Origin of the sequence: Escherichia albertii, assembly GCF_028622335.1 — a bacterium.
GTDB lineage: Bacteria > Pseudomonadota > Gammaproteobacteria > Enterobacterales > Enterobacteriaceae > Escherichia > Escherichia albertii.
The window spans coordinates 444052-469510 of record NZ_CP117568.1 but is presented as its reverse complement, the minus strand read 5'-3'; the positions used below and the strand labels follow the sequence as shown (position 1 = coordinate 469510).

Genomic DNA, 25459 nt, shown 5'->3' with positions numbered 1-25459 from the left:
GTATATATCACCATTAAATCATTCATCAAACTTATTATCATTTCGCAGGAATTATTTAATTAAGGTTTTACTTAAGGCGTAACAAATAACATTTATCATCTAATGGAACTTCTCCTTTAGGATGTTTTCACTTCCCCAATGGGGAGAGAAAGGCAAATAAAATAACTAAAGGATTTTTTCAATGAAAAGCAAAATACTGGCGCTCTTAATTCCCGCACTGCTCTCTGCAGGTGCCGCACATGCAGCAGAAATTTATAACAAAGACGGCAATAAATTAGATCTGTATGGCAAAGTCGATGGTCTGCATTATTTTTCCGATAATACCAATAGCGATGGTGATCAGAGTTATGTACGTTTTGGTTTTAAAGGCGAAACACAAATTACTGATCAACTAACCGGCTATGGTCAGTGGGAATATAACGTTCAGGCAAATGGTAGCGAAGGTGATAAAGGCGATTCCTGGACACGTCTGGGCTTTGCCGGACTGAAATATGGCAATTTCGGTTCATTTGACTACGGTCGTAATTATGGCGTGATGTACGATATTGAAGGCTGGACAGACATGCTGCCGGAATTCGGCGGTGACTCTTACACCAAAGCTGACAACTATATGACCGGTCGTGCAAACGGCGTGGCGACCTACCGTAATACAGATTTCTTCGGTTTAGTTGATGGTCTGAACTTTGCGGTGCAGTATCAGGGCTCGAATGAAAACCAGGTCACTCATGAGCAAGAAGGCACGACAAACGGTGGCGATCGCAATATCAAAAACGCCAATGGCGACGGCTTCGGTATCTCTTCTACCTATAATTTAGGTATGGGCATTAGCCTTGGTGGCGCCTATACCAGTTCTGACCGTACCAATCAACAAGTCGAATACTCTACAGCAGAAGGCGATAAAGCTGATGCCTGGACCGCCGGGGCAAAATACGATGCTAACAACATCTATCTGGCAACCATGTACTCCGAAACCCGCAATATGACGCCATACGGTAACTCAGCAAACACCATCGCTAACAAAACCCAAAACTTTGAAGTTACCGCCCAGTATCAGTTTGATTTTGGCCTGCGCCCGACGGTTTCTTTCCTGATGTCTAAAGGCAAAGACTTAACCGGAACTGACGGTGATAAAGATCTGGTTAAATACGCAGATGTTGGCGCAACTTATTATTTCAACAAAAATATGTCTACCTATGTTGATTATAAAATCAACCTGCTTGATGACGATGATAACTTCTACTCAGCAAACGGTATTTCTACCGATGATATCGTTGCTTTAGGTCTGGTATACCAGTTCTAATCCTGCCAGCCCGCCTCTGTGGCGGGCTTTTTCTGCTTATGACACCTCCCTTGATCTAAATTAAAAATGTGAACTCCGTCATTACACAAAAAGTGTCATCTGGCGTTACACTTTATGCGGATACTAAAACAGGAGGTTTTATGCACAGAACGATTCTTGTCCCTATTGATATTTCTGATTCAGAATTAACTCAACGCGTGATTAGCCACGTTGAAGCTGAGGCAAAGATTGATGATGCAAAGGTTCATTTCCTGACGGTAATACCTTCCCTGCCCTACTATGCCTCTCTGGGTTTAGCGTATTCCGCAGAATTACCGGCAATGGAAGACCTGAAAGCGGAAGCTAAATCGCAACTTGAAGAAATCGTTAAAAAGTTCAAACTCCCGACCGACAGAGTTCACATCCATGCCGAAGAAGGCTCACCAAAAGATCGTATTCTGGAAATGGCGAAAAAGCTCTCTGCTCATATGATCATCATCGCCTCCCATCGGCCAGACATCACCACCTATCTGCTCGGCTCTAACGCCGCCGCCGTAGTGCGTCACGCTGAGTGCTCCGTACTGGTTGTACGCTAACCCTCACGCCCGCACATCGCTGCGGGCTTTTTGATTCACTTCGCAAATGTGCTGACGTTTTCCCGCCAATATTTCAAAACGCCAGAAATCATCTGCACCGACAATAAACAACGATAACCTGCGTTTTGGAACCTCATTTTCACCATCAAGAAAAATCTTAAAACCGTTCAATTGGCGAATTGTAAATTGCGTGTTCAGAATGTTTTTTAATAGAATCAATTTCGGCTGGAAACCATTCAATACTCGCACTATCGAAAGTTTCCCAGCCTGCCGCGGCACATTCTTGCATACGACGTGCCGCGGCTTTTATTAGATTGTCAATAGCTCCAGAATCCACGTCCCGGTTTGTCAATGCATGGGGCGAGAAGCAAACATCATAAAAACAACGCCATTGTTACTCCCGCGAATATCTCTAAAGTAATAAAGCAATTCAATTAAAATCAAAAAATACCGGAGGTTTATTGAATATAAGAGAATTCAGTTCTATCGTGGAAAATGTTAACGTTGCTATCAATATTTACCCACAAAAAAATAAATTATATTCTTAACATTACGTTTTCACTGATTTGTTTTGATATTTTAGCACAAAAATTTGTTTTAAATTTTTTATTTAAAATATCTATCCAGATTCAACTACTTTGTAAAGTTGTTATTATAGATATCATCGTGCTCTCTCTGAAAATCATGTTTACATTTGTTTATCATCTGTGTAAATTAATGATGTGGCATATGCCACTCTACTTTCATCATAGTTTGTGCAGACATGTACTCCGCCATGAAGATTTTTCATGGCGCTTTTTATACTTACATGTTAAACAAGCAAAAATATGTTGCTGAAAATAAATCTATTCTCTGTGTAAAAATAGATTTTTCTTTACCTGACTTGCAATTTACGCTATCTCTTAATAACGATATATAAGAGAGTAGCACATATGCGTTTATATCTGGCGAGAATGATGAGATCAATTAAGCCTTTGATCGTGATCGGGAGTTTATAGGGTATCGTTAATTTAAGCTGCTGATGCTCATTTGACTGGCAGTGGCCATATTTCATGGCCACTATATAACCAAAAGATATCAGAAGATATGAACTCTTCCTGAGGTATTCTGAATACGTCTGGACAAAACTCCTTTTGTTATCATCAGTTCTGCAATCTTCTGCCTTCAACTCAGAGGCTAAGATACCGACATTTTAACCAAGTGATAGTTGCCCTTCATGGCAAACTAAAAAAATGGCAGTGCTCCGGTATATTTCATAAACACACCTTTTCCCGGTGTATCGGGCATCATTGACATGTCAAAACACCTTTTGAACAAGAGAAATCTCCGGGATTAACATTGAAAGATCGGCAAGGTATTTTTTCTTGCGCAGCAAGATCCGTCCGTTTCTTCCAATCAGCACTGGACAATTCTCTTTGTGAAAAAGCAAAGTATGCTTCAAGGAAAGTATTTCCACCATTAAGCTGCCTTTCCAGTTCAATGACAATCTCAGCCATTCTATATTCACGCCTCAGTAGCTTGTCCAGAAAACTACCTTTAACAAGTTCTACAGTAAAGCCATCCAACATCTCGACATAGTGAATACAATAAAGTCTTCCTCTGGCAGAGAGATTTACTTTATCTTCTCTTCTGGCTATATCCTGCAAGGACTGTACTGCGGTAGCGGGCAATTGAGAAACACGAGAAAAATTTAAAGTAGTAACTGGCATATCTAAATCACTGCTCATAATTATACACATCCATATTGCAAAGAATGAATAACACATATCACAAGATAGTTACAACGGGATGCATAACGCTCATCTGTAAAGTAATGTAAAATCAGAGTGATTAATATATTTGTTTTTATTAAATTGAATTTTATTAAATAAAAATTAATTTTAAAACCAATGCAGTAAAACAACAAAAAGTTATTTTATAGATTAAGAACAGTAAAATACATTTTATTAATAACCTGTGAAGTCTGGCAAGTTACCACAAGGCTTCATTTATCTCAATTTTACTCTGTCATTTGTAATAAGAATCGAATAGCCAGCAACAACAGGCTTTCGATAGCGCACACTATCGAAAGCCCATCAGGTAACCGCAGGCATGCTCTTATATATGGCATACCTGTGGTTTTATTACTCAGAATACAAGCGAGTTAACGTTATTTTGAGATAAACCTTTTCACTTCATTGTATTATTACTTGTTCTTTAAAATAAAGTTTCCTCTGACTGGTTCAAAACGACACTCATATTTTCCTACAATCATCGACTCTGTTATTACTTCTCTACTCAATGGATGAGGTGCACTGGTTTTAATAAGATACGATAGTGATTCTTTATCATACAAACTACATATATTGGAGTCTCGAGAATTTTTCATAAAAACACCGACTTCAGGTACACATAATGTTATAGGACATGTCAGAAAAGACTCTGGACAAGAAAAGCCTGCAGAATTCAGACTAAACATACAAGAGGTTAATTTGCTTTGTAACTTAATGACATCAGAGTTTCTTTCTCTGCAACCAGAAAATGCATCCTGAATATAATTACCAGATATATCAATAGAAGCCCGGATATGATTTAGCTGCCATTCCAGCACAAATGCTCTATCCTCCATTCTATGTTCACGCCTTAATAATCTATCCAGTATCCCTCCTCTGAGAGGCTCCACTGAAAACCAGTCTGGCATCAAGATATGATGGATAGAATATTGTCCACTACCGATAAATACTCTTATTTCACTTTCTCGCCTGGCCGCTTGCTATAAAGCCAATATATCAGCATGAGATAGTTGAGGTATACTAGATATATTCAGAGTCGTAACTGGCATAAAAACTCACAATAAATCGCTTCAGCTTGTGAAAACTTCGCACAATACTGTAGAAAAATGATAAAAATAAAATATTAACTACATTCCATGCATAATAATATCTTTATTATTAATATAATATGCATTCTTTAATGTTTCCGCTAAACACCTTTACCGATACATCAATCTATAAACAGTTAAGGTTATCTGGCGATGACAATGGTGTCGGTAATTCATCCTCCTGTTGAATTAACTCCCCTATTTACTTAACAAATATTACAGACAACCTAAGTTTTCAGAATATAACTTGAATAACAGTTCTATATTATACTCAATCAGAAAGACCTTTCTGGCACAGAAAAAATCACATCTGGCAAAAAATTGCACATATATTTTCATAAATATTTTGCCCACTTTTATAGCGGGCATATTACTATATTTAACACATCAATAAAACATTTGAATCAATAGATTCATCAGTGAATAATTTTTTATAGATAGGTTACATTCCCATTAACACATTTGAAATTTCCAGATTGATTATCAAAATAGCATGATTCTCTTGATACAATCATTGACACATCTATATTTTCTCTACTCAGCGGATGAGGAGACGCCGTTTTAACAAGCTGTACCAATGCTTCTTTTTCATATAGTGAACACACATCTGAACTCAGAGCGTTCTTCATAAAGACTCCTGTCTCTGGCTCACATAATGTTACAGGGCATGTTCTTGACTCCTCTGTGCCTCTTAGAGCAGCATGCATTACATCAAAAGAGCATTCTTCAATTTTGTCTAGTAATGATCCTGATTTATTAATGAAAATGGTTGATAAACGTTCCAACATCTCAACCTCACGGCTTGAGAGTCCATCATTAAGTTCCAGCTCAAGGTATTCAACATTACTCAATGCCGTATAAAATGCTCCCTCAGAAAGCCCCTCGCGGCTAACCCGTCCGGTAAAGTAATCTCCCGTTGATATAGGTTGTATCGAAACCATCACATTTCCTAATTGTATTTGAGCACCTCCAGCAGAGCTTTGCTCACGTATATTAAAAAGTACATCTTCTGGGACAGTTTCCAATAGTCCTGCAGAATTCAAATAAGATGTTAGATTTATCGGCATTAATTTGTTTCTCTATTGAATTAACTCCCCTATTTACTTAACAAATATCATAAGTGCATGACAACAAAAAACTGAAGCGCCTTCCCTTGCTTCGGCCAGAGATACTAAAGAAGCAAGACAAACTGACAGGGCATCATCGAATAAGCGAAATCACTTTTTATCATCGGGAGTATGGCGGAACCGAACGGCAGAAACCTTATTACCGGGTAAGCAGTTTAAGGGCAAGATGAGATCCACCAGTAAAACGTGCTGGCATTCGCCGCCGTAATCCGTACCATACGCGGCATACTTTTGCCTGCTGACTGTTGACGGCAGGAGCGAACCCGGCATTTATAGCCAGCCAGATGGGGCATGAAACTGCGCAGATGGTGTATGAAATTTACGGTATGTGGATTGATGACATGAACGACGAACAGGTAGCCATGTTGAATGCGCGGTTATCGTAGTTGCAAAGTTTGCCCCCAATTTGCCCCATTGAGTACCAGAGAATCGAAATAATGCAAGAAAATCAAAAGAATACGAAGAAAGAACAATACAATCTCAACAAATTGCAAAAACGCCTGCGCCGCAACGTAGGCGAAGCCATTGCTGACTTCAATATGATTGAAGATGGCGACCGTATTATGGTCTGCCTTTCCGGGGGAAAGGACAGCTATACCATGCTGGAGATTCTGCGCAATTTGCAGCAAAGCGCGCCAATCAGTTTCTCATTGGTGGCCGTTAACCTTGATCAAAAACAGCCGGGGTTCCCTGAACATGTTCTACCGGAGTACCTCGAAAAGCTGGGCGTTGAGTACAAGATTGTCGAAGAAAACACTTACGGGATCGTAAAAGAGAAGATCCCTGAAGGCAAAACAACCTGTTCACTCTGCTCTCGTCTGCGTCGCGGCATTCTTTACCGTACAGCAACAGAACTGGGCGCAACGAAAATCGCACTGGGTCACCATCGTGATGATATCCTGCAAACACTGTTCTTAAACATGTTCTACGGCGGCAAGATGAAAGGTATGCCACCGAAGCTGATGAGCGATGATGGCAAACATATCGTGATTCGTCCGCTGGCTTACTGCCGCGAAAAAGACATTCAACGCTTTGCCGATGCAAAAGCGTTCCCGATTATCCCGTGTAATCTGTGCGGCTCGCAGCCTAATCTACAACGTCAGGTCATTGCTGATATGCTGCGTGACTGGGATAAGCGTTATCCCGGACGTATTGAGACGATGTTCAGCGCCATGCAGAATGTGGTGCCTTCACATCTGTGTGATACCAATCTTTTTGATTTCAAAGGTATTAACCATGATTCAGAAGTGGTTAATGGCGGCGATCTGGCGTTCGATCGCGAAGAGATCCCGCTACAACCTGCTGGCTGGCAGCCTGAAGAAGATGACCATCAGCTGGATGAATTACGGCTGAATGTGGTTGAAGTTAAGTAACAATACATTGCCCGATGCGCAAGTTTATCGGGCCTACACTGTTTCCACTCTTTTGTAGGCCCGACAGGACACCCGTGTTGCATCCGGCAATACAACATTTCGTTATTTCAACAACCGTACACGACACGTTTTTCCTTTAATCTTCCCGCTCTGTAACTGCTTCCATGCCTTATGAGCAACTGCCTGTCGCACTGCGACATACGCATGCGCCGGATGTATGACTATTTTTCCAATATCCGCCCCCTCCAGGCCGATATCACCAGTCAGCGCCCCCAGCACATCACCAGGGCGCATTTTGGCTTTTTTCCCACCATCAATGCACAGCGTCGCCATTTCAGCTTCCAGCGGCACAACGGCGCTGCTGGCTGGCGGTGTTTGCCAGTTAAGTTTTATCTGCAACATATCTGAGAGGATATTGGCCCGCTGCGCCTCTTCCGGTGCACAAAAACTGATCGCCAGACCGCTATTTCCTGCGCGAGCCGTACGCCCGATGCGATGCACATGAACTTCAGGGTCCCACGCCAGCTCAAAATTCACCACCAGCTCAAGAGATTTAATATCCAGACCACGCGCAGCGACATCGGTCGCCACCAGAACACGAGCGCTGCCGTTAGAAAAACGCACCAGAGTCTGATCCCGCTCACGCTGCTCCAGATCGCCATGTAACGCCAGAGCACTTTGCCCTGCCTCATTCAAGGCATCGTAAACAGCCTGACAATCTTTTTTGGTATTACAAAACACAACACAAGACGATGGCTGATGCAGACTTAATAGTCGTTTCAATAATGGAATTTTGCCCTGGGCAGAAGTCTCATAAAATTGTTGTTCAATGGGGGGCAAAGCTTCTGTCGTATCTATTTCAATAGCTAAAGGGTTGCGCTGAACACGTCCGCTTATCGCGGCAATGGCTTCCGGCCAGGTCGCTGAAAATAAGAGCGTCTGGCGAGAAGCTGGCGCAAAGCGAATCACGTCATCAATCGCATCGCTAAATCCCATATCCAGCATACGATCGGCTTCATCCATGACCAATGTATTCAGGGCATCCAGCGTCACAGTGCCCTTTTGTAGGTGATCCAGCAAACGACCCGGCGTAGCCACGATAATATGTGGCGCATGCTGTAGTGAATCACGCTGAATGCCGAACGGCTGGCCGCCGCATAAGGTCAGAATTTTGGTATTCGGCAGAAAACGAGCCAGCCGACGCAACTCCCCTGCGACCTGATCCGCCAGTTCACGAGTCGGGCACAGCACTAAGGCCTGAGTCTGAAACAATGTGACATCAACATGCTGTAATAACCCCAGGCCAAACGCCGCCGTTTTGCCGCTGCCGGTTTTCGCCTGCACGCGAACATCTCTTCCGGCCAGAATCGCAGGAAGTGCGGCGGCCTGCACCGGCGTCATGGTTAAATAACCCAACTCATTAAGGTTAGCGAGCTGGGCAGGAGGCAAAACGTTAAGGGTAGAAAAAGCGGTCACAATCTATTCTCATGGTCATCGACGCAAAGTCAGCAGGCGCGTATCCTCGCAGATCTCCGCTCACGATGCGACAATTTAATCGGCTCTTCATCCGGCGACGGGTCGGGCATGGGTTGTGGACGAGGGATGGGGTCGGGAACCGGAACAGAATCACCAGGTATCGGGTCAGGATAAGGAAGTTGCAAATAAATGAGCGTCGTCATATTTCCCTCCGATCATTGCGTTGACTCTTAAAGGGTAGACGTTGAGGAATAACAAGCAAAAAAAAGCCGACTCATCTAAGTCGGCGTCGTACGAATCAATTGTGCTATGCAGTAATTCAAAAAAGGAAGTAAGACAATATGGAGCGCAACGCCCATCGCTTGACGTTGCATTCACCTGCGGGAGAGATATTGCCCTGAATAGGTAGGGAGTTTATTGACTTCGCTCAAACTTTACGGTGTTTTTGTATACAGAACCCTGGAAAAATTGCTTTTGTTACAACCATTTACTACGATGCAACCATAAAGCAACACCACCAATAAGAACGACTAACAGAATACAAAAAAGTGAAAAACCAAATTGCCATCCTCCGCCGGGTATACCGCCAAGGTTAACGCCAAATAAACCGGTTAAAAAAGTGCTGGGTAAAAATACCATTGCCATCAATGACATTGTGTAAGTGCGGCGCGCTAAATTTTCCTGCATTACCTGGGCGATTTCATCTGCCATCACGCCAGTCCGTGCTATACAAGCGTCGATTTCGTCCAACCCACGCCCCAGACGATCGGCAATATCCTGCATTCGACGACGTTGATCATCATTCATCCACGGCAAACGCTCACTGGCAAGACGAGCATAGACATCACGCTGCGGCGCCATATAACGACGCATAACAATCAATTGCTTACGCAATAATGCCAGAAATCCGCGTGGTGGAATTTGCTGATCGAGCAGGTTATCTTCCAGATCGATAATTTTATCGTGCAGTTGTTCAATAAACTCACTGGAATGATCGGTCAACGCGTCACACACATCCACCAACCAGCCACCGCAATCGGTTGGGCCTGTGCCCTCTTCCAAATCGCTGACCACATCATCCAGTGCCAGCACTTTACGTTGTCGGGTCGAGACAATTAACCGTCCGTCCATGTAAACCCGCATGGCGACTAACTGATCGGGGCGTTCATCCGTACTACCATTAATGCAGCGCAGAGTAATCAGCGTCCCTTCTCCAAGACGACTCACTCTGGGTCGCGTACTTTCCCCTGACAGCGCATCGCGCACGTTATTTGGCAGCAATGGCGTCGTCGCCAGCCATTGGGCGCTGTCATGATGCACATAATTGAGGTGGAGCCAGCAGGGATGCGCCTCATCTATCTTATCTGTATCTTCCAGCGGTTTAACGCCGCCTTTACCATTCAGCATCCAGGCAAATACTGCATCCGGGACATTTACGTCCGCTCCCTTAATCGCTTCCACAGTGCCTCCATCATCAACGCATTATTTTGTAGTCTAGCCTTCTGCTCCTGTTACGCAACATCTCATCACCCCATAGTCCTGAAATGCTTAATAAAATCCTGTCTAAATTAAATACAGAAAGCAAAATACTTTTCCTGATTTGAAAACGTGTAAAGCGTTAAATAACGTCTATCATTATCAGAATTATCTGATCACTTGTCGTGGCTTTTTTTCGATCGGGTAGCAATAAAAATTGATAAAAATAACGGGATTTCAATGACTACGCACAACTTCAATACCCTGGACTTATTAACCAGTCCTGTCTGGATTGTTTCGCCCTTCGAGGAACAGTTAATTTATGCCAATAGTGCAGCACGGCAGTTGATGCAAGAACTCACATTTAGTCAGCTTCGAACCGGTCTCTATTCCATCTCCTCCCAAAATGAACTACCTAAATACCTCGCAGATCTGCATAACCAACTTGATATTGTAGAAATTCTCACTGTCCAGCGTAATGGCGAAGAGACGGCATTAAGCTGTCGGTTGACCCTCAAAGAGATGAGTGGGGCTGGAGAAGTAATTATCTTTGAAGGGATGGAAACACCCGCAACTCTGGGGCTAAAAGCCAGCCGTTCGGCGAATTATCAGCGTAAAAAACAAGGATTCTATGCACGTTTTTTCCTGACAAACTCCGCGCCAATGTTGTTGATAGATCCTTCGCGTGATGGGCAAATCGTCGATGCCAATCTGGCCGCGCTCAATTTCTATGGCTATAACCACGAAACAATGTGTCAGAAACACACCTGGGAAATTAATATGCTCGGGCGTAATGTAATGCCCGTCATGCATGAAATTTCGCGTTTGCCCGGGGGCCATAAACCTCTTAACTTTGTCCATAAACTGGCGGATGGTTCCACCCGACATGTGCAAACGTATGCCGGCCCCATTGAGATTTATGGTGACAGGTTAATGTTATGCATCGTGCACGATATTACCGAACAAAAACGACTGGAAGAACAACTGGAACACGCTGCCCATCATGACGCGTTAACGGGATTGCTTAACCGACGACAGTTTTATCACATTACCGAACAAGGTCAGATGCAACATTTAGCGATTGCTCAGGATTACAGTTTGTTGCTCATTGACACCGATCGCTTTAAACATATCAATGATCTCTACGGTCACCAGAAAGGTGATGAGGTGTTATGCACGCTGGCCCACACACTCAAAAACTGCGCACGCAAAAGCGATTTAGTGTTTCGTTGGGGCGGTGAGGAGTTCGTCTTGTTATTACCCAGAACACCACTGGATACCGCGCTTTCGTTGGCTGAAGCTATCCGCTTGAGCGTGGCAAAAGTGAGTATTTCTGGCTTACCGCGCTTTACCGTCAGTATTGGCGTGGCGCATCACGAAGGCAATGAAAGCATCGATGAACTGTTTAAGCGCGTAGATGACGCGTTGTACCGGGCGAAAAATGATGGACGCAACCGCGTGCTGGCAGCCTGATCTCCTCAACCACGCGGCGACGTCACCTGCCTATCGACTACGCTTCGCGTGGCGTTCCCAGTTGTCCAGCTTCGCCTGTACTGTTTTACGCAGTGCGACGTAACACGCCCCGCTGCCGCCATGATGCGGTAGCGCGGTACAATAGGCTTGCACATCTTCGAGCTCTGTCAGCCAGCGTGCTACATAGCTACGAACAATATTGGCGTGTGATTTATCTTCCCGACCTTTGCCATGAATAATAAGTACATTACGTAAGCCATCCGCCAGTGCCTGATGAATAAAACTGAACACCATTTTGCGACACTCTTCTACCGACTGGCGCAACAAATTCAGGCTGGCCTGTTGCGGATATTTGCCACTGCGTAGCTTATCAAGCACTCCATGTTGCAATCCTTCCCGGCGAAATTCCAGCGGCTGGTTGAGCGGGACGATATTGAGAAATCCAGTGGTGAGAAAATTATCAAGCTGAAGCGTATCAATACGCTGTGGCACACGTTGGTTACGCGTTGGATGCCAGTGGACATCAGTTGCGCATTTCAGTGGTTGGACATCTTCCATGGCGTCAAGAAACAGCGATTTGTCGTCAAGGTTCATGTAACCTCCTGTGCACCTTTACACCTCGTGGTTCAGACGGGGGATCCGGCTATCGAATTGTTCATATATCTGACACCTGCTTGTATTTCAGCAGGCGGTGCATTTTAACCTGGCCAGGTTACAGTATCGAACAATTTAGACATGGTTTAACTTAACGCAGGCATCCGAACATGCCATGTTTACACCGCCCGTGACATCAATTGGGTGCAATCATTTTATTGATTGTCTGCCATTCTGATATTCACTCGATAAATTCAACAGCCAATTAATGCGGTATGATTATTCATTAACCTAATGGACGCATTGACTTATATTTTCGTGAATTCAGTCACTGAAGAAAATTGGCAACTGAGTGGCAAAACCGTTATAACACTGTCACCGGCAGACAGGAACCAAGGCCGGAATGAAGACGCGGATGCACTGCTGTGTGTACTGTAGAGTCTGGCGGATGTCGACAGACTCTATTTTTTATACGTTTTCCGGCTCTGAAGATAACCACATCGCCCTGCCCATGTAATGGAACGCAGCCCATTTCTTCGGGCAATATATAAAGCCGCCTGACTGATACATGCTGAGAACGTCAAACACATGGGTACTTATTATTCGTTAGTTTCTTATCTTATTCGCTTATTTTTTTAGTGGTATGGCTGATGATATTGCTGGCGTGGTATCTTGTCGTTCTACCAATTGGTTCGGGAATTTACCCGCATTTATCTTAAGAGGGTACGGATGCTGAAATTACTTGAAGAAAAAATTGCCACGCCACTGGGTCCGCTGTGGGTGATTTGCGATGAACAATTTCGCCTGCGGGCGGTGGAATGGGAGGAATACAGCGATCGCATGACGCAGTTGCTGGACATCCACTATCGCAAAGAAGGTTATGAGCGTATTTCCGCAACTAACCCAGGCGGACTTAGCGATAAACTACGTGATTACTTTGCCGGTAATCTTAGTATTATTGATTCTCTTCCCACCGCCACAAACGGTACGCCATTTCAACGGGAAGTGTGGAAAACATTGCGCACAATACCCTGCGGCCAGGTGATGCATTACGGTCAACTTGCCGAACAACTGGGTCGTCCTGGCGCGGCGCGAGCCGTAGGCGCGGCAAATGGCGCTAATCCGATCAGTATTGTTGTACCCTGCCACCGGGTTATTGGACGAAATGGCACCATGACCGGATATGCAGGCGGCGTGCAGCGAAAAGAGTGGTTATTACGCCATGAAGGCTATCTGTTACTGTAAGCCTTAAACAAAATGTGCCAACTTGTTCACATTTTCACGTAAAGTTACCCTTAATAATTTAATATTTTTCAAACAGATAGAAATAACTTTACATCTAATATCGGAATTCTCCGCTGTTAAGGATTGCCCGGACTTACTTGCTCCCTAAAAAGATGTTAAAATTGACAAATATCAATTACGGCTTGAGCAGACCTATGATCCCGGAAAAGCGAATTATACGGCGCATTCAGTCTGGCGGTTGTGCTATCCATTGCCAGGATTGCAGCATCAGCCAGCTTTGCATCCCGTTCACACTCAACGAACATGAGCTTGATCAGCTTGATAATATCATTGAGCGAAAGAAGCCTATTCAGAAAGGCCAGACGCTATTTAAGGCTGGTGATGAACTTAAATCGCTTTATGCCATCCGCTCCGGTACGATTAAAAGTTATACCATTACAGAGCAAGGCGATGAGCAAATTACTGGCTTCCATTTAGCAGGCGATCTGGTAGGTTTTGACGCTATTGGCAGTGGCCATCATCCGAGCTTTGCCCAGGCGCTTGAAACGTCAATGGTATGTGAAATCCCGTTCGAAACGCTGGACGATCTGTCCGGTAAAATGCCGAATTTGCGTCAGCAGATGATGCGTTTGATGAGCGGTGAAATTAAAGGCGATCAGGATATGATCCTGCTATTGTCGAAGAAAAACGCAGAAGAACGTCTGGCTGCATTTATCTACAATCTGTCCCGTCGTTTTGCCCAACGCGGCTTCTCTCCTCGTGAATTCCGCCTGACAATGACTCGTGGCGATATCGGTAATTATCTGGGCCTGACGGTGGAAACCATCAGCCGCCTGCTGGGTCGCTTTCAGAAAAGCGGTATGCTGGCAGTTAAAGGTAAATACATCACTATCGAAAATAACGATGCGCTGGCTCAACTTGCCGGTCATACGCGCAACGTCGCCTGATTTTTCCGCATAATTGACTATCCTTCTGTCATATCATTAAATTTTTCTGATTTATTGATCTGGCAGAAGGTTCATCACTGTTTCATTCGCCAGATATGGGTTAATCTTTTAATTACAAACTGCATTGACAGTTGTTGTAAGGAGACCCTGTATGGCTATGTATCAGAACATGCTCGTTGTTATCGATCCTCATCAGGACGATCAACCGGCATTACGGCGAGCTGTTTATTTACATCAACGGATTGGTGGCAAAATTAAAGCCTTTTTGCCGATCTATGATTTCTCATACGAAATGACTACCCTGCTCTCTCCCGACGAGCGTACCGCTATGCGTCAGGGCGTTATCAGCCAACGCACCGCGTGGATCCATGAGCAGGCGAAATATTATCTTAACGCTGGCGTTCCTATTGAAATCAAAGTGGTCTGGCATAACCGTCCTTTCGAAGCCATCATTCAGGAAGTGGTCAACGGTGGACATGATCTGGTGCTAAAAATGGCGCACCAACATGACCGCCTGGAAGCGGTTATCTTTACCCCAACTGACTGGCACCTGTTACGCAAATGCCCAAGCCCGGTATGGATGGTAAAAGATCAACCATGGCCGAAAGGCGGTAAGGCGCTGGTTGCGGTGAATCTTGCCAGCGAAGAGCCGTATCATAATGCACTCAATGAAAAACTGGTAAAAGAGACCATCGAATTAGCGGAACAGGTCAACCATACCGAAGTGCATCTGGTTGGCGCCTACCCGGTGACGCCAATTAATATTGCTATCGAACTGCCGGAATTTGACCCAAGTGTTTATAACGATGCGATTCGGGGGCAACATTTAGTCGCAATGAAAGCCCTGCGACAGAAATTCAGCATTGATGAAAAAATGACGCATGTTGAAAAAGGTCTGCCAGAAGAAGTCATTCCTGACCTTGCCGAACATTTACAAGCGGGGATTGTCGTTCTTGGCACCGTGGGACGTACGGGCATTTCAGCGGCGTTCCTCGGAAATACCGCGGAACAGGTAATTGATCACCTTCGCTGTGACCTGTTGGTGATTAAACCCGATCAGTACCAGACACCTGTCGAACTGGATGATGAAGAAGACGATTAATTGCTTCCTGGGCCCGATTATTCGGGCCTTTCTTTTCCTTACTTTTCATCGCCGCCGAGGAAATAAATTCCCAGCGGGATCGCCAACAACACAGTAAAGACCAGACTGTAAACAAAAATCATCGATGACTGGATCACATACATTGAAGCCGTCCACTCAGACAGTGGAATATTGTACTGTTCAATAACACCGCCGATGGTTGCGCGAGTCACTACCGACGCCGCAATAATGAAAACTGCCAATAAACCAAAGAGAAATTTCTTCCCCTTCGCGGACTTCAGTTTCGTCATGATCATCATGTAATCCTTGTACCAATAAATATTTTTTTACTTACATGCAACAATACCATGACATTCTGTTTTTGTCTGCCCTGAAAGCCATGCATCTTAGCTGGGTTTTCAACCAATATATTGATGAGCTGGCCAATGCTGCGGCTTCCTTTCCTGACGATTGATGATCTAAACGATTTGTCGCGGTAAAATACTCCCGCCAGAGGTTTCCGGCATGACGTCAATAATCTGGAGGAGCCTGATAACACAATGATCGCTGAACTGTTTACAAATAATGCGCTTAATCTGGTCATTATTTTCGGTAGCTGCGCAGCATTAATTCTGATGAGCTTTTGGTTTCGCAGTGGAAATCACAAAAGGAAAGGATTCTTATTCCATGCGATTCAATTTTTAATCTACACCATAATTATCAGTGCTGTCGGCAGCATCACTAATTATGTTATTGAGAATTATAAGCTCAAATTTATCACCCCAAGCGTTATCGATTTTATCTGCACATCTCTGATTGCGCTTATTTTGACAGCTAAGTTATTTCTTCTGATTAATCAGTTTGAAAAACAACAGATAAAGAAAGGCCGTGATATCACCAGTGCACGAATTATGTCACGCATCATCAAGATCTGCATAATCGTGGTGATTGTTCTACTCTATGGTGAACATTTCGGCATGAGTCTTTCCGGGTTGCTGACCTTCGGTGGCATTGGTGGCCTTGCCGTCGGTATGGCTGGTAAAGATATTCTTAGTAACTTCTTTTCTGGAATTATGCTCTATTTCGACCGTCCCTTTAGCATCGGTGACTGGATCCGTTCCCCGGACAGAAATATCGAAGGTACGGTATCGGAAATTGGCTGGCGAATTACGAAAATCACGACATTTGATAATCGTCCGCTGTACGTGCCAAACTCGCTTTTCTCGTCTATTAGCGTAGAAAACCCTGGGCGAATGACTAACCGACGCATTACCACAACCATTGGTTTGCGCTACCAGGATGCAGCGAAAGTAGGAGAAATAGTTGAAGCTGTTCGCGAAATGCTGAAAAATCATCCTGCCATTGACCAGCGCCAAACCTTACTGGTTTATTTCAACCAGTTTGCTGATTCGTCGCTGAATATTATGGTTTATTGCTTTACCAAAACTACGGTCTGGGCCGAATGGCTTGCGGCCCAACAGGATGTCTATTTAAAGATTATCGATATTGTACAGTCGCACGGTGCGGACTTTGCTTTCCCAAGCCAGACACTGTATATGGAGAATAATACGCCACCGGATCAGACCAGGTAATTCGCTCATCGCTGGCGTTATCAATAAGATAACGCCAGTTCATCTACATTAATGCTTCACAATATACATTGTCCGACTATAGGCCACATCTTCTGGATTATTAATCGGATAACCTTTTAGCCACGGTTTTATTAACCGACCATTGGTATATTGATAAATCGGTGCAATCGGTGCCTGCTCCATCAGAATTTTCTCTGCTGCATTGTAATCAGCATTACGCGCCTGCACAGTATTTTCAATCGATGCCTGAGTCAGTATCTTGTCGTAAGCTGGGTTGTTAAAGCGTGAAATATTTCCTGAGTGCGTTGACGTTAGCAGCGTCAGGAAAGTTGACGGTTCATTATAATCGCCAACCCACGAGGCGCGGATAACATCAAAATTACCGGTATTGCGGCTATCGATATACGTTTTCCACTCCTGATTTTGCAGTTTGACATCTACGCCAAGATTCTTTTTCCACATCGACGCCACGGCAATGGCAATTTTCTGATGGTTTTCCGAGGTATTATACAAAAGCGTCAGCTTCAGAGGTTTTTGTGGACCATAACCCGCGGCACTCAACAATGTTTTTGCTTGCGCATTCAGTTCTTCCTGGCTCATTTGTTCAAACGGCGAAGGTTCCGGCGTAAATCCAGCGGTAACATCTGGAGTGAAATGCCAGGCCGGTTTTTCACCTGTGCCCAACACTTTTTCCGTCATCAGATGTCGATCGATGGTCATACTTAATGCCAGACGGACGCGTTGATCTGCCGTCGGTCCTTTTTGCGTGTTAAACGCATAATAATAAGTCCCCAACTGCGGCGGCGTATAAACCTGCCCCGGAATATCTTTCAACAGCTTCTGATACATATTTTTCGGGAAAGATTCGGTGATATCAATATCACCCGCGAGGTAACGTTTAGTAGCCGCAGATTCCTGATTAATCGGCAGGAAAGTGACTTTTTGCAGTACCGTTTTAGCGTTATCCCAATAATGGGTATTCGGTACGACGACCAGCTTTTCATTGACCACGCGCTCTTTAAGGACATAAGCGCCATTACCGATCAGATTTCCGGGCTTCGTCCACTCTTTCCCGCTTTCAACATTCGCTTTTTGCACCGGGAAGAAGGCAAAATTAGCCGTTAAATTCACAAACCACGGCAATGGCTTATCAAGCTGGATTTTCAGAGTATGGGCATCAACCGCGGTAACGCCAAGCTGGTCCGGTGTAACTTTACCATCAATAATCGCCTGGGCGTTGCTGATTCCTGCCAGTGCAGCAAACCAGGCAAATGGAGAAAGCGTTTTTGGATCAACCAGACGCTGCCAGCTATAAACAAAATCTTGTGCCGTTACAGGCGTGCCATCAGCCCATTTTGCGTTATCGCGCAAAGTAAAAGTCCAGATGCGGTTATCATTACTTTTCCACGCCGTAGCCACACCGGGAACAATCTCCCCTTTCTCATTCTGATTCACCAGACCTTCAAACAGATCGCGAATAACCTGAATCTCTGGCAGCCCCACCGCTTTAGCGGGATCTAATGACGCTGGCTCATCTTTAATGTGACGTACCAGCTCCTGCTTCTCTGCCAGTACTGTGCCGCTCGGAACATCTGCAGCATACGAAAGAGAAATGCTGCTGACTAACAGCGCACAACACGTGACTGAAACAGAGTGCTTCATAAGATACCCTCAAACTGACGTTAACATTGATGCGTAATTATTTGTTTCGCCTTAAAGAAATGCAAATAACTTCCGGCAAAAAAGTGATAAAAGATCGATAGCATATCGTTATCGAAAAGGATTTGATAATCCGCAAAATTTGCACAACACTGCCTGTAATACTTCTTCTTTCAGAGACAATTATGACCGTAACCCGCCCACGCGCCGAACGAGGCGCTTTCCCGCCAGGCACCGAGCATTACGGACGCTCTGTATTGGGAGCGCCGTTGCTCTGGTTTCCAGCATCTGCCGCCAGCAGTGAAAGTGGTTTAATTCTGGCTGGCACGCACGGTGATGAAAACTCTTCGGTTGTCACCCTCTCCTGCGCGCTACGCACATTGACGCCTTCATTGCGCCGTCATCATGTGGTGCTCTGCATAAATCCTGACGGCTGTCAGTTAGGTTTACGGGCTAATGCCAATGGAGTGGATTTAAACAGAAACTTTCCGGCAGCAAACTGGAAGGAAGGTGAAACGGTCTACCGCTGGAACAGCGCCGCTAACGAACGTGACGTGGTATTGCTAGCCGGAGATCAACCCGGCTCCGAACCAGAAACCCAGGCGCTGTGCCAACTCATACACCGTATTCAACCTGCCTGGGTGGTCTCTTTCCACGATCCACTGGCCTGTATTGAAGATCCCAGACACAGCGAATTAGGCGAATGGCTGGCTCAGGCGTTTGAATTACCATTGGTAACCAGCGTCGGTTATGAAACACCCGGTTCATTCGGCAGCTGGTGTGCAGATCTGAATTTGCATTGTATCACTGCTGAATTCCCGCCCATCTCTTCTGATGAAGCCAGCGAAAAATATCTCTTTGCAATGGCCAACTTGCTGCGCTGGCATCCTAAAGATGCAATTCTCCGGTCGTGAACTGAAGCGCCCGTTCTACATCCACCGCCAGCCAGGTCGGTCCGTCGAGATCGGCGAAACTGACCTGCGGCACCAGAGGTAGCGCGGCGCGAATAGCGCGTGAGGTACATAACATGCAGCCCAACATCAAACTGAAACCTTGCGCGCGCGCTTCATTCGCCAGCGCCAGCGCTTCCGTCAGTCCCCCGGTTTTATCAAGTTTGATATTAACCATCTCATAACGCCCTTTCAGTGCCTTCAGGTTACTGCGGGTATGGCAACTTTCATCAGCGCAAATCGGTAACGGATGAACAAAATTCTCCAGCGCCGCATCGTCCTGCGCCGAGAGCGGTTGCTCCAGCATCGCGACGCCTAAATCGGCCAGTAACTGACAACGTGCCGCCAGTCCTTCCGCGCGCCAGGATTCATTAGCGTCAACAATTAAAGTTGCATCCGGCACTGCGGCACGGATCGCAACCATTCGCTCGCTGATAAGATGATTATCCAGCTTCACTTTCAGCAACTTTGCCCCTGCTCGCCATAGTGCCGCTGCACTGCTGGCCATCTGCTCAGACGTACCAATAACCACCGTCTGCGCGGTAGTAATATTATCGGGAAGCGTTATGCCGATAAATTCAGCTAACGTTTGCTGCTGTTTACGAGCCGAGAGATCCCACAACGCGCAGTCCAGCGCATTACGCGCCGCGCCGGCAGGCAGAATTTTTTGTAACTCTGCGCGAGATAAACCTTTTTCCAGTTGCGGCACAACGCTCGTTATTTGTGCCATTACCGAAGCATCGCTCTCCCCATAGCGCGGATAAGGCGTACATTCGCCCGTACCTTTTACACCATCTTCATCCAGTTCAACGACCACTACTCTCGCTTCACTGCGACTGCCTCGCGCAATAACAAACGGGGTATGTAACGGCCAGGCTTCCTCAAATACCTTTACGGTTCTCATCTATACTCCTTGTTGCCGCGCTGGTCTGCAGATTAAGCGCAAATAGCGTTTGCTGTGTTATTGACAGTTAGCATAAACTAGGTATGACGTTAACTATATGTAAACAGGAAAAATAATCATGTCACAAACCGTTCATTTCCAGGGCAACCCGGTTACAGTCGCCAATTCCATCCCACAAGTGGGTAGTAAAGCGCAGACTTTTACTCTCGTGGCAAAAGATCTGTCTGACGTCACTCTTGGTCAGTTTGCGGGTAAACGCAAAGTGCTGAACATTTTCCCGAGTATTGATACCGGTGTTTGCGCCACATCAGTACGTAAGTTTAACCAGCTAGCGACAGAAATCGACAACACCGTTGTGCTATGTATTTCTGCCGATCTGCCGTTTGCGCAATCTCGCTTCTGTGGCGCAGAAGGTCTGAATAACGTTATCACGCTCTCCACTTTCCGTAACGCTGAATTCCTGCAGAATTACGGTGTTGAGATCGCTGAAGGTCCGCTGAAAGGTCTGGCTGCCCGCGCAGTTGTCGTCATTGATGAAAATGACAATGTGATTTTCAGTCAGTTGGTGAATGAAATCACCACCGAGCCGGATTACGACGCAGCGCTGGCTGTACTGAAAGCGTAAGAACAATGCCTGATGGTCTTACGCCATCAGGCGTTTTGCATTTACTCTTCGTTCTTCTTCTGACTCAGGCCATATTCCCGCAATTTATTGGCAATCGCGGTATGTGAAACGCCCAGACGTTTTGCCAGTTTGCGCGTGCTGGGATAATTGCGATAAAGCTGAGTTAATACCGAACGTTCAAATCGACTGGTAATTTCATCCAGCGAACCTTCCATCGCATCTTCACCCACAGCCACCGTTGTGGCGTCATAATCTGGCAGCAAGATGTCTTGTGGACGCAGCTCATAGCCATCCAGTTGCGTCAATGCCCGGTAAATTGCATTTTTCAACTGCCGCACGTTACCCGGCCACCCATAACGCGTCAGCACGGTATTCAGATCGGCAGCCAATTTGGGACGCGGCAATCCTTGCTCATCGGCAAAACGCGCAACAAACAATTCGGTTAACGGCATGATATCTTGCGGACAGTCACGAAGCGGAGGCAAATTCAGCGTCAGCACATTCAGGCGATAATAGAGATCTTCCCGGAAAGCGCCTTTTTGCACCAGCTCAACCAGATTTTTCTGCGTTGCGCAAATCACCCGCACATCGACATGCACCTCATGGTCTTCGCCGACCCGGCGGAAAGTCCCGTCATTAAGAAAACGCAGCAGTTTGGCCTGCATTCGCGGCGACATCTCACCAATTTCATCCAGCAATACCGAACCACCGTTCGCCTGCTCAAAGAAGCCTTTTTTTCCTTCCGGTGCATGACCAAACAATTCGCTCTCTACTGCATCTTCCGGTATAGACGCGCAGTTAAGTGCCAGATACGGTTTACCTGCGCGCGGGCTGGCCTGATGACAGGCATATGCGAAGAGATCTTTGCCTGTGCCGGTATCACCTGAGATCAACAACGGCGCGCTTAACATCGCCAGCTTTTGCGCCTGCTCGACGACATGCTTCATTTTCGGACTAACGGCAACAATCTGACTGAAAGCGCTGACATCCTGCGCAGCTACATTTTGCAACTGACGCCCCATACGAATCGTCGAGCGTAGCATGACCACCGCACCGGTCAGGACGTGCTGATCATTCTCATCCTGAAGATAAACTGGCGTTATCTCCATCAAGAAATTTTGCCCGTTAATCACGACATGCTCGTTATGGGAATCTTGCGGTTCGCTTTCCAGCCAACGTAAAAAATTAAATCCGTTAATTAATTGCGCTGCGGTATGATTGCGCAGGCGATCGAGTTTTTGCCCAAATAACTGACAACTCGCCGGGTTCGCCATATCCACTTTACTTTTCATATCGACTGAAAGCACGGGTTCAGGCAACGCTTCCAGCAATGCACTCAACGCCAGATGTTCACGCTCGGAAGGCATCCACGGCACCGTGCGCACATCGGTAACGCCTGCAATACGGCGGATTTCCGCCATCAGACTACTAAAACTGTCAAACTCCAGTTCGGCAAAATTGAGGTAGATTCGCCCGATGGGATCAATCTCAATACCGCGCAAATCGATGCCGCGTAGCACCAGTAGATCGAGTAATTCGCGGGTCAGACCGAGTCGGTCTTCACAAAAGACTTCCAGACGCATGGGAACCTTCACCTGAAAAAAGAACAATTAATATGATGATATGACACTATTCGAATGGCAGGAAGATTTCTGTCAACAAACATTGACACAAAGACGGAAAAACGGGCGCTTTGCCGTAAAGATATCCGGTCAGCATCCGAGATTGTATTATTTTTCGACTGTTTTTTTGCTTTTTTGCAACGTCTCTTTTACCTGTCCAATAAGCTGGCGACGGAAATCCCCCAGGCGAGGTTTATCATCATCAATCCACGGCAGTGGACGGCAAAGTTCCATGGCTTTAATTCCCAGACGCGCAGTCAGTAGGCCAGCACCAATCCCCTGAGCCGCACGCGTCGATAATCGGGCAGCCAAATCCTGTGACATCCAGTCCATTCCCACTTCACGCACCAGCTCACTGGCGCCTGCAAAAGCAATATTCAGCAATACCAGTTTAAACAGGCGCAGGCGGCTGTAATACCCCAGTTCAATGCCATACAGCGTGGCGATGCGATTAATCAGCCGCAGATTGCGCCAGGCGATAAACGCCATATCCACCAGCGCCAACGGGCTGACGGCAATCATCAATGCTGATTCTGCTGCCGAACGGCTAATTTCACGGCGCGCCTGCGCATCCAGCACCGGCTGGACCAGGTGAGCATACAAACTGACCACTTCACGATCGTTTTGCGTTTCGTGGATTGAGGCATACCAGCGTTGCAGCGCCGGATGAGACTGATCAATTCCGGCTTGCTGGGCCAGTTTTTCGCAAAACGCACGCCCTTTGCCCGTGCCATGACTGTGCAACAAATCGCGCGCTTCGTCGCGTTCGTGCGCACGCTGACGCAAGCGCCATAAGCGCCGCCATTCAGTCACCACAGAGCCAACGCCCGCGCCGATAATCAACGCTCCAGCGGCACAGCCTCCCAGCGCGACCCAGTCCTGGGTTTGCCAGGCATTTATTGTCCACTGTACGCCCTGACCAACCACGCTTGCGCCAAACAGCGCCAGCCCGCCCATCACCATTTTGCGCCACAGACTGCGTTTCGGACGCAATGCGGCATCTACTACCGCTTCAACTTGCCCTTCTTCCTGCACTTCATCGCGTGTTGCCGGAGCAAAATTTTGTGCCTGATTTTCGTCAAAAGTTTGTTGCGCCCTGAATTTAGGATTCTGATCGACCTCGAGCGGACCGTCGAAATCAATACGTGGTTTTAACGGTTCGGTCATCGCAATTTATCTCCAATTAAAAATTCCAGCGCGGCATCAAGGCGAATATGCGGCAACGGTTTATCGACATCCATCACCTGTGGGCGAAACGCTTCAAACTGGAAGCCCTGTTTATCCCAGAATGCCTGACCAGGTAAACGGGCAGGAACTTCACCGGGATAAACCGTCAGCGGCGCCCCATCGCTGAGTCGATTGCCGCGCAGAGCAGGGATTTTCTCGCCGTTGACGTCGATAATACCGCTGGTGGTTGCCTGAACCGAAGCCAGTCCCAGACAATCCATGCTGATTCCCTCGAATGCCGCATTTTGCCAGGCGTCCTGAATCAGTTGTTGCAGCAATGAAACCATATTGGCGTGTTGATCGATGGTCACATGGTCCGCTTTAGTGGCGGCAAACAATAGCTTGTCGATAACCGGTGAAAACAAGCGCCGGAAAAGCGTACGCTGCCCGTAGTGGAAACTTTGCATCAGTTGCGTCAGCGCCAGGCGCATATCATTAAACGCTTGCGGCCCACTGTTGAGCGGTTGCAGGCAATCCACCAGCACAATCTGGCGATCAAAACGCAGAAAGTGATTTTTATAGAACCCTTTCACCACTTTCTCGCAGTAATAATTAAAGCGCTCGCGCAGCATCCCGGCATTGGTATGCTTATCGGCCTGCGCCAGTTTTGACTCGCCCCAGGCATCAACATCCGGCCATGGGAAAAATTGCAGCGCTGGCGCTCCCGCCATATCTCCCGGCAAAACAAAGCGACCTGGCTGAATAAAGTGCAGCCCCTGCTGTTTGCAATGATGGAGATAATCGGTCCACGCGGTGGCAATATCCGCCAGTCGGTTTTCGTCGGCAGGCGCTAATGGGTCCAGACCTTCGCACATCATTCGCCATTTTGCCGACCATTCGCCACGTTGACCATTGAGTAGGCCCGTCATCTGCCGCGACCAGCTTAAATAATCCTGCGCCAACATTGGCAGGTCGAGTAACCACTCTCCGGGATAATCGACAATCTCCAGATATAGCGTGGAGGTATCCTTGAAATGACGCAACAACGAGTCATTCGATTTATAACGCAATGCCAGGCGAATTTCGCTGACACCGCGCGTTGGCGTCGGCCAGGCGGGAGGATCGCCGTACAACTGCGCCAGACCTTCATCGTAGGTGAAACGCGGAATACCAAAATCACGCTGGGGAATACGTTTTACCCCCAACAGGCGCTCTTCACGCACCGCGCTTAACAGTGGTAAGCGTGCTCCGGCGTGAATATTGAGCAACTGATTGACCATCGCGGTGATAAATGCCGTTTTCCCGCTGCGGCTAAGCCCGGTTACGGCCAGTCGGAGATGTCTGTCGACACCCCGATTCACCAGCGCATTAATTTCATTTTTAAGTCGCTTCATTGCTGTCCTGTGCCAGAAA

The 25459-nt window shown here is 46.3% G+C and carries 24 protein-coding genes and 3 pseudogenes; 12 read left to right on the top strand and 15 right to left on the bottom strand.

Annotated features, from left to right (window positions below):
- Positions 1–181: 181 nt before the first annotated feature.
- Both ompC and uspF read left to right on the top strand, forming a co-directional pair.
- Positions 182–1300, top strand: a complete 1119-nt coding sequence (gene ompC / locus PS053_RS02300; protein ID WP_000836970.1) for a porin OmpC — start codon at positions 182–184, stop codon at positions 1298–1300.
- Positions 1301–1440: 140 nt separating this feature from the next.
- On the top strand, positions 1441–1875 hold the full coding sequence (uspF, locus tag PS053_RS02295; protein ID WP_010340763.1) for a universal stress protein UspF: 435 nt from the start codon (positions 1441–1443) through the stop codon (positions 1873–1875).
- Between the two features lie 3 nt (positions 1876–1878).
- Here the strand turns inward: uspF and PS053_RS02290 are convergent, their stop codons facing one another.
- From PS053_RS02290 to PS053_RS02275, 4 genes and pseudogenes are all read right to left on the bottom strand, one after another.
- Positions 1879–2124, bottom strand: a complete 246-nt coding sequence (locus PS053_RS02290) for a hypothetical protein (protein WP_010340761.1) — start codon at positions 2122–2124, stop codon at positions 1879–1881.
- A gap of 1037 nt (positions 2125–3161) precedes the next feature.
- A complete protein-coding gene (locus tag PS053_RS02285) occupies positions 3162–3602 on the bottom strand; it encodes a hypothetical protein (protein ID WP_010340759.1) in 441 nt (146 codons plus the stop codon).
- Between the two features lie 458 nt (positions 3603–4060).
- A pseudogene (locus tag PS053_RS02280) lies at positions 4061–4696 on the bottom strand (T3SS effector NleG family protein).
- 470 nt (positions 4697–5166) lie between these two features.
- On the bottom strand, positions 5167–5802 hold the full coding sequence (locus PS053_RS02275) for a T3SS effector NleG family protein (protein WP_072244032.1): 636 nt from the start codon (positions 5800–5802) through the stop codon (positions 5167–5169).
- Between the two features lie 86 nt (positions 5803–5888).
- On the opposite strand from PS053_RS02275, the pseudogene PS053_RS02270 reads away from it, so the two are divergent.
- Together PS053_RS02270 and ttcA are read left to right on the top strand one after the other, a co-directional pair.
- Positions 5889–6248 (top strand): annotated as a pseudogene (locus tag PS053_RS02270) (tyrosine-type recombinase/integrase); the annotation flags it as partial.
- A gap of 51 nt (positions 6249–6299) precedes the next feature.
- Positions 6300–7235: a tRNA 2-thiocytidine(32) synthetase TtcA gene (gene ttcA / locus PS053_RS02265; protein WP_001157380.1), complete on the top strand. Its 936-nt coding sequence runs from the start codon at positions 6300–6302 to the stop codon at positions 7233–7235.
- 102 nt (positions 7236–7337) lie between these two features.
- Here ttcA and dbpA read toward each other — a convergent pair whose 3' ends face one another.
- The 4 genes from dbpA to PS053_RS02245 all read right to left on the bottom strand — a co-directional run bounded on the left by dbpA (position 7338) and on the right by PS053_RS02245 (position 10233).
- On the bottom strand, positions 7338–8711 hold the full coding sequence (gene dbpA / locus PS053_RS02260) for an ATP-dependent RNA helicase DbpA (protein ID WP_054410409.1): 1374 nt from the start codon (positions 8709–8711) through the stop codon (positions 7338–7340).
- 29 nt (positions 8712–8740) lie between these two features.
- Positions 8741–8914, bottom strand: a complete 174-nt coding sequence (ynaL, locus tag PS053_RS02255; RefSeq protein ID WP_032275239.1) for a proline-rich small protein YnaL — start codon at positions 8912–8914, stop codon at positions 8741–8743.
- Between the two features lie 274 nt (positions 8915–9188).
- Complete coding sequence (zntB, locus tag PS053_RS02250; RefSeq protein WP_000387364.1) at positions 9189–10172, bottom strand: zinc transporter ZntB; 984 nt, start codon at positions 10170–10172, stop codon at positions 9189–9191.
- 13 nt (positions 10173–10185) lie between these two features.
- The gene (locus tag PS053_RS02245) at positions 10186–10233 is read right to left on the bottom strand and encodes a hypothetical protein (RefSeq protein ID WP_212741658.1); all 48 of its coding nucleotides are present in this window, start codon (positions 10231–10233) and stop codon (positions 10186–10188) included.
- Between the two features lie 194 nt (positions 10234–10427).
- Here PS053_RS02245 and PS053_RS02240 point away from each other — a divergent pair, with 194 nt between their 5' ends.
- Positions 10428–11660, top strand: coding sequence for a sensor domain-containing diguanylate cyclase (locus tag PS053_RS02240; protein WP_044712356.1), 1233 nt, complete (start codon positions 10428–10430; stop codon positions 11658–11660).
- Positions 11661–11690: 30 nt separating this feature from the next.
- On the opposite strand, the gene smrA is transcribed toward PS053_RS02240, so the two are convergent.
- On the bottom strand, positions 11691–12254 hold the full coding sequence (smrA, locus tag PS053_RS02235) for a DNA endonuclease SmrA (RefSeq protein ID WP_256879137.1): 564 nt from the start codon (positions 12252–12254) through the stop codon (positions 11691–11693).
- A 588-nt stretch (positions 12255–12842) separates the two neighbouring features.
- On the opposite strand from smrA, the pseudogene PS053_RS02230 reads away from it, so the two are divergent.
- From PS053_RS02230 to uspE, 4 genes and pseudogenes are all read left to right on the top strand, one after another.
- A pseudogene (locus tag PS053_RS02230) lies at positions 12843–12973 on the top strand (AbgT family transporter); the annotation flags it as partial.
- A gap of 10 nt (positions 12974–12983) precedes the next feature.
- Complete coding sequence (gene ogt, locus PS053_RS02225) at positions 12984–13499, top strand: methylated-DNA--[protein]-cysteine S-methyltransferase (RefSeq protein ID WP_000916043.1); 516 nt, start codon at positions 12984–12986, stop codon at positions 13497–13499.
- A gap of 194 nt (positions 13500–13693) precedes the next feature.
- A complete protein-coding gene (fnr, locus tag PS053_RS02220; protein WP_000611911.1) occupies positions 13694–14446 on the top strand; it encodes a fumarate/nitrate reduction transcriptional regulator Fnr in 753 nt (250 codons plus the stop codon).
- Between the two features lie 151 nt (positions 14447–14597).
- A complete protein-coding gene (gene uspE / locus PS053_RS02215) occupies positions 14598–15548 on the top strand; it encodes a universal stress protein UspE (protein ID WP_256879138.1) in 951 nt (316 codons plus the stop codon).
- Positions 15549–15586: 38 nt separating this feature from the next.
- Here uspE and PS053_RS02210 read toward each other — a convergent pair whose 3' ends face one another.
- Complete coding sequence (locus PS053_RS02210) at positions 15587–15844, bottom strand: DUF2534 family protein (protein WP_002462192.1); 258 nt, start codon at positions 15842–15844, stop codon at positions 15587–15589.
- 243 nt (positions 15845–16087) lie between these two features.
- Here PS053_RS02210 and ynaI point away from each other — a divergent pair, with 243 nt between their 5' ends.
- Positions 16088–17119 carry a low conductance mechanosensitive channel YnaI gene (gene ynaI, locus PS053_RS02205; RefSeq protein ID WP_000559909.1) on the top strand — a complete coding sequence of 344 codons (1032 nt, stop codon included), beginning with the start codon at positions 16088–16090 and terminating at the stop codon, positions 17117–17119.
- 48 nt (positions 17120–17167) lie between these two features.
- Here ynaI and mppA read toward each other — a convergent pair whose 3' ends face one another.
- Positions 17168–18781 (bottom strand): murein tripeptide ABC transporter substrate-binding protein MppA, encoded by a 1614-nt coding sequence (mppA, locus tag PS053_RS02200; protein WP_256879139.1) that lies wholly within the window; start codon positions 18779–18781, stop codon positions 17168–17170.
- A gap of 182 nt (positions 18782–18963) precedes the next feature.
- Between mppA and mpaA the strand changes: the two genes are divergently transcribed.
- Positions 18964–19692, top strand: a complete 729-nt coding sequence (gene mpaA, locus PS053_RS02195; protein ID WP_059224283.1) for a murein tripeptide amidase MpaA — start codon at positions 18964–18966, stop codon at positions 19690–19692.
- On the opposite strand, the gene ycjG is transcribed toward mpaA, so the two are convergent.
- A complete protein-coding gene (gene ycjG, locus PS053_RS02190; RefSeq protein ID WP_256879140.1) occupies positions 19667–20632 on the bottom strand; it encodes an L-Ala-D/L-Glu epimerase in 966 nt (321 codons plus the stop codon). The two genes, mpaA and ycjG, sit on opposite strands and share 26 nt — an antisense overlap.
- A 118-nt stretch (positions 20633–20750) precedes the next feature.
- On the opposite strand from ycjG, the gene tpx reads away from it, so the two are divergent.
- Positions 20751–21257 carry a thiol peroxidase gene (gene tpx / locus PS053_RS02185; protein ID WP_000084396.1) on the top strand — a complete coding sequence of 169 codons (507 nt, stop codon included), beginning with the start codon at positions 20751–20753 and terminating at the stop codon, positions 21255–21257.
- Positions 21258–21298: 41 nt separating this feature from the next.
- Here the strand turns inward: tpx and tyrR are convergent, their stop codons facing one another.
- The 3 genes from tyrR to PS053_RS02170 form a co-directional block, all read right to left on the bottom strand.
- Positions 21299–22840, bottom strand: a complete 1542-nt coding sequence (gene tyrR, locus PS053_RS02180) for a transcriptional regulator TyrR (protein ID WP_002462194.1) — start codon at positions 22838–22840, stop codon at positions 21299–21301.
- 147 nt (positions 22841–22987) lie between these two features.
- Complete coding sequence (locus PS053_RS02175) at positions 22988–24046, bottom strand: YcjF family protein (RefSeq protein ID WP_256879141.1); 1059 nt, start codon at positions 24044–24046, stop codon at positions 22988–22990.
- Entirely contained in the window at positions 24043–25440 is a 1398-nt protein-coding gene (locus PS053_RS02170; RefSeq protein ID WP_000825752.1) for a YcjX family GTP-binding protein, read from the bottom strand. Before PS053_RS02170 ends, PS053_RS02175 begins: the two co-directional genes overlap by 4 nt.
- Between the last annotated feature and the right edge of the window lie 19 nt (positions 25441–25459).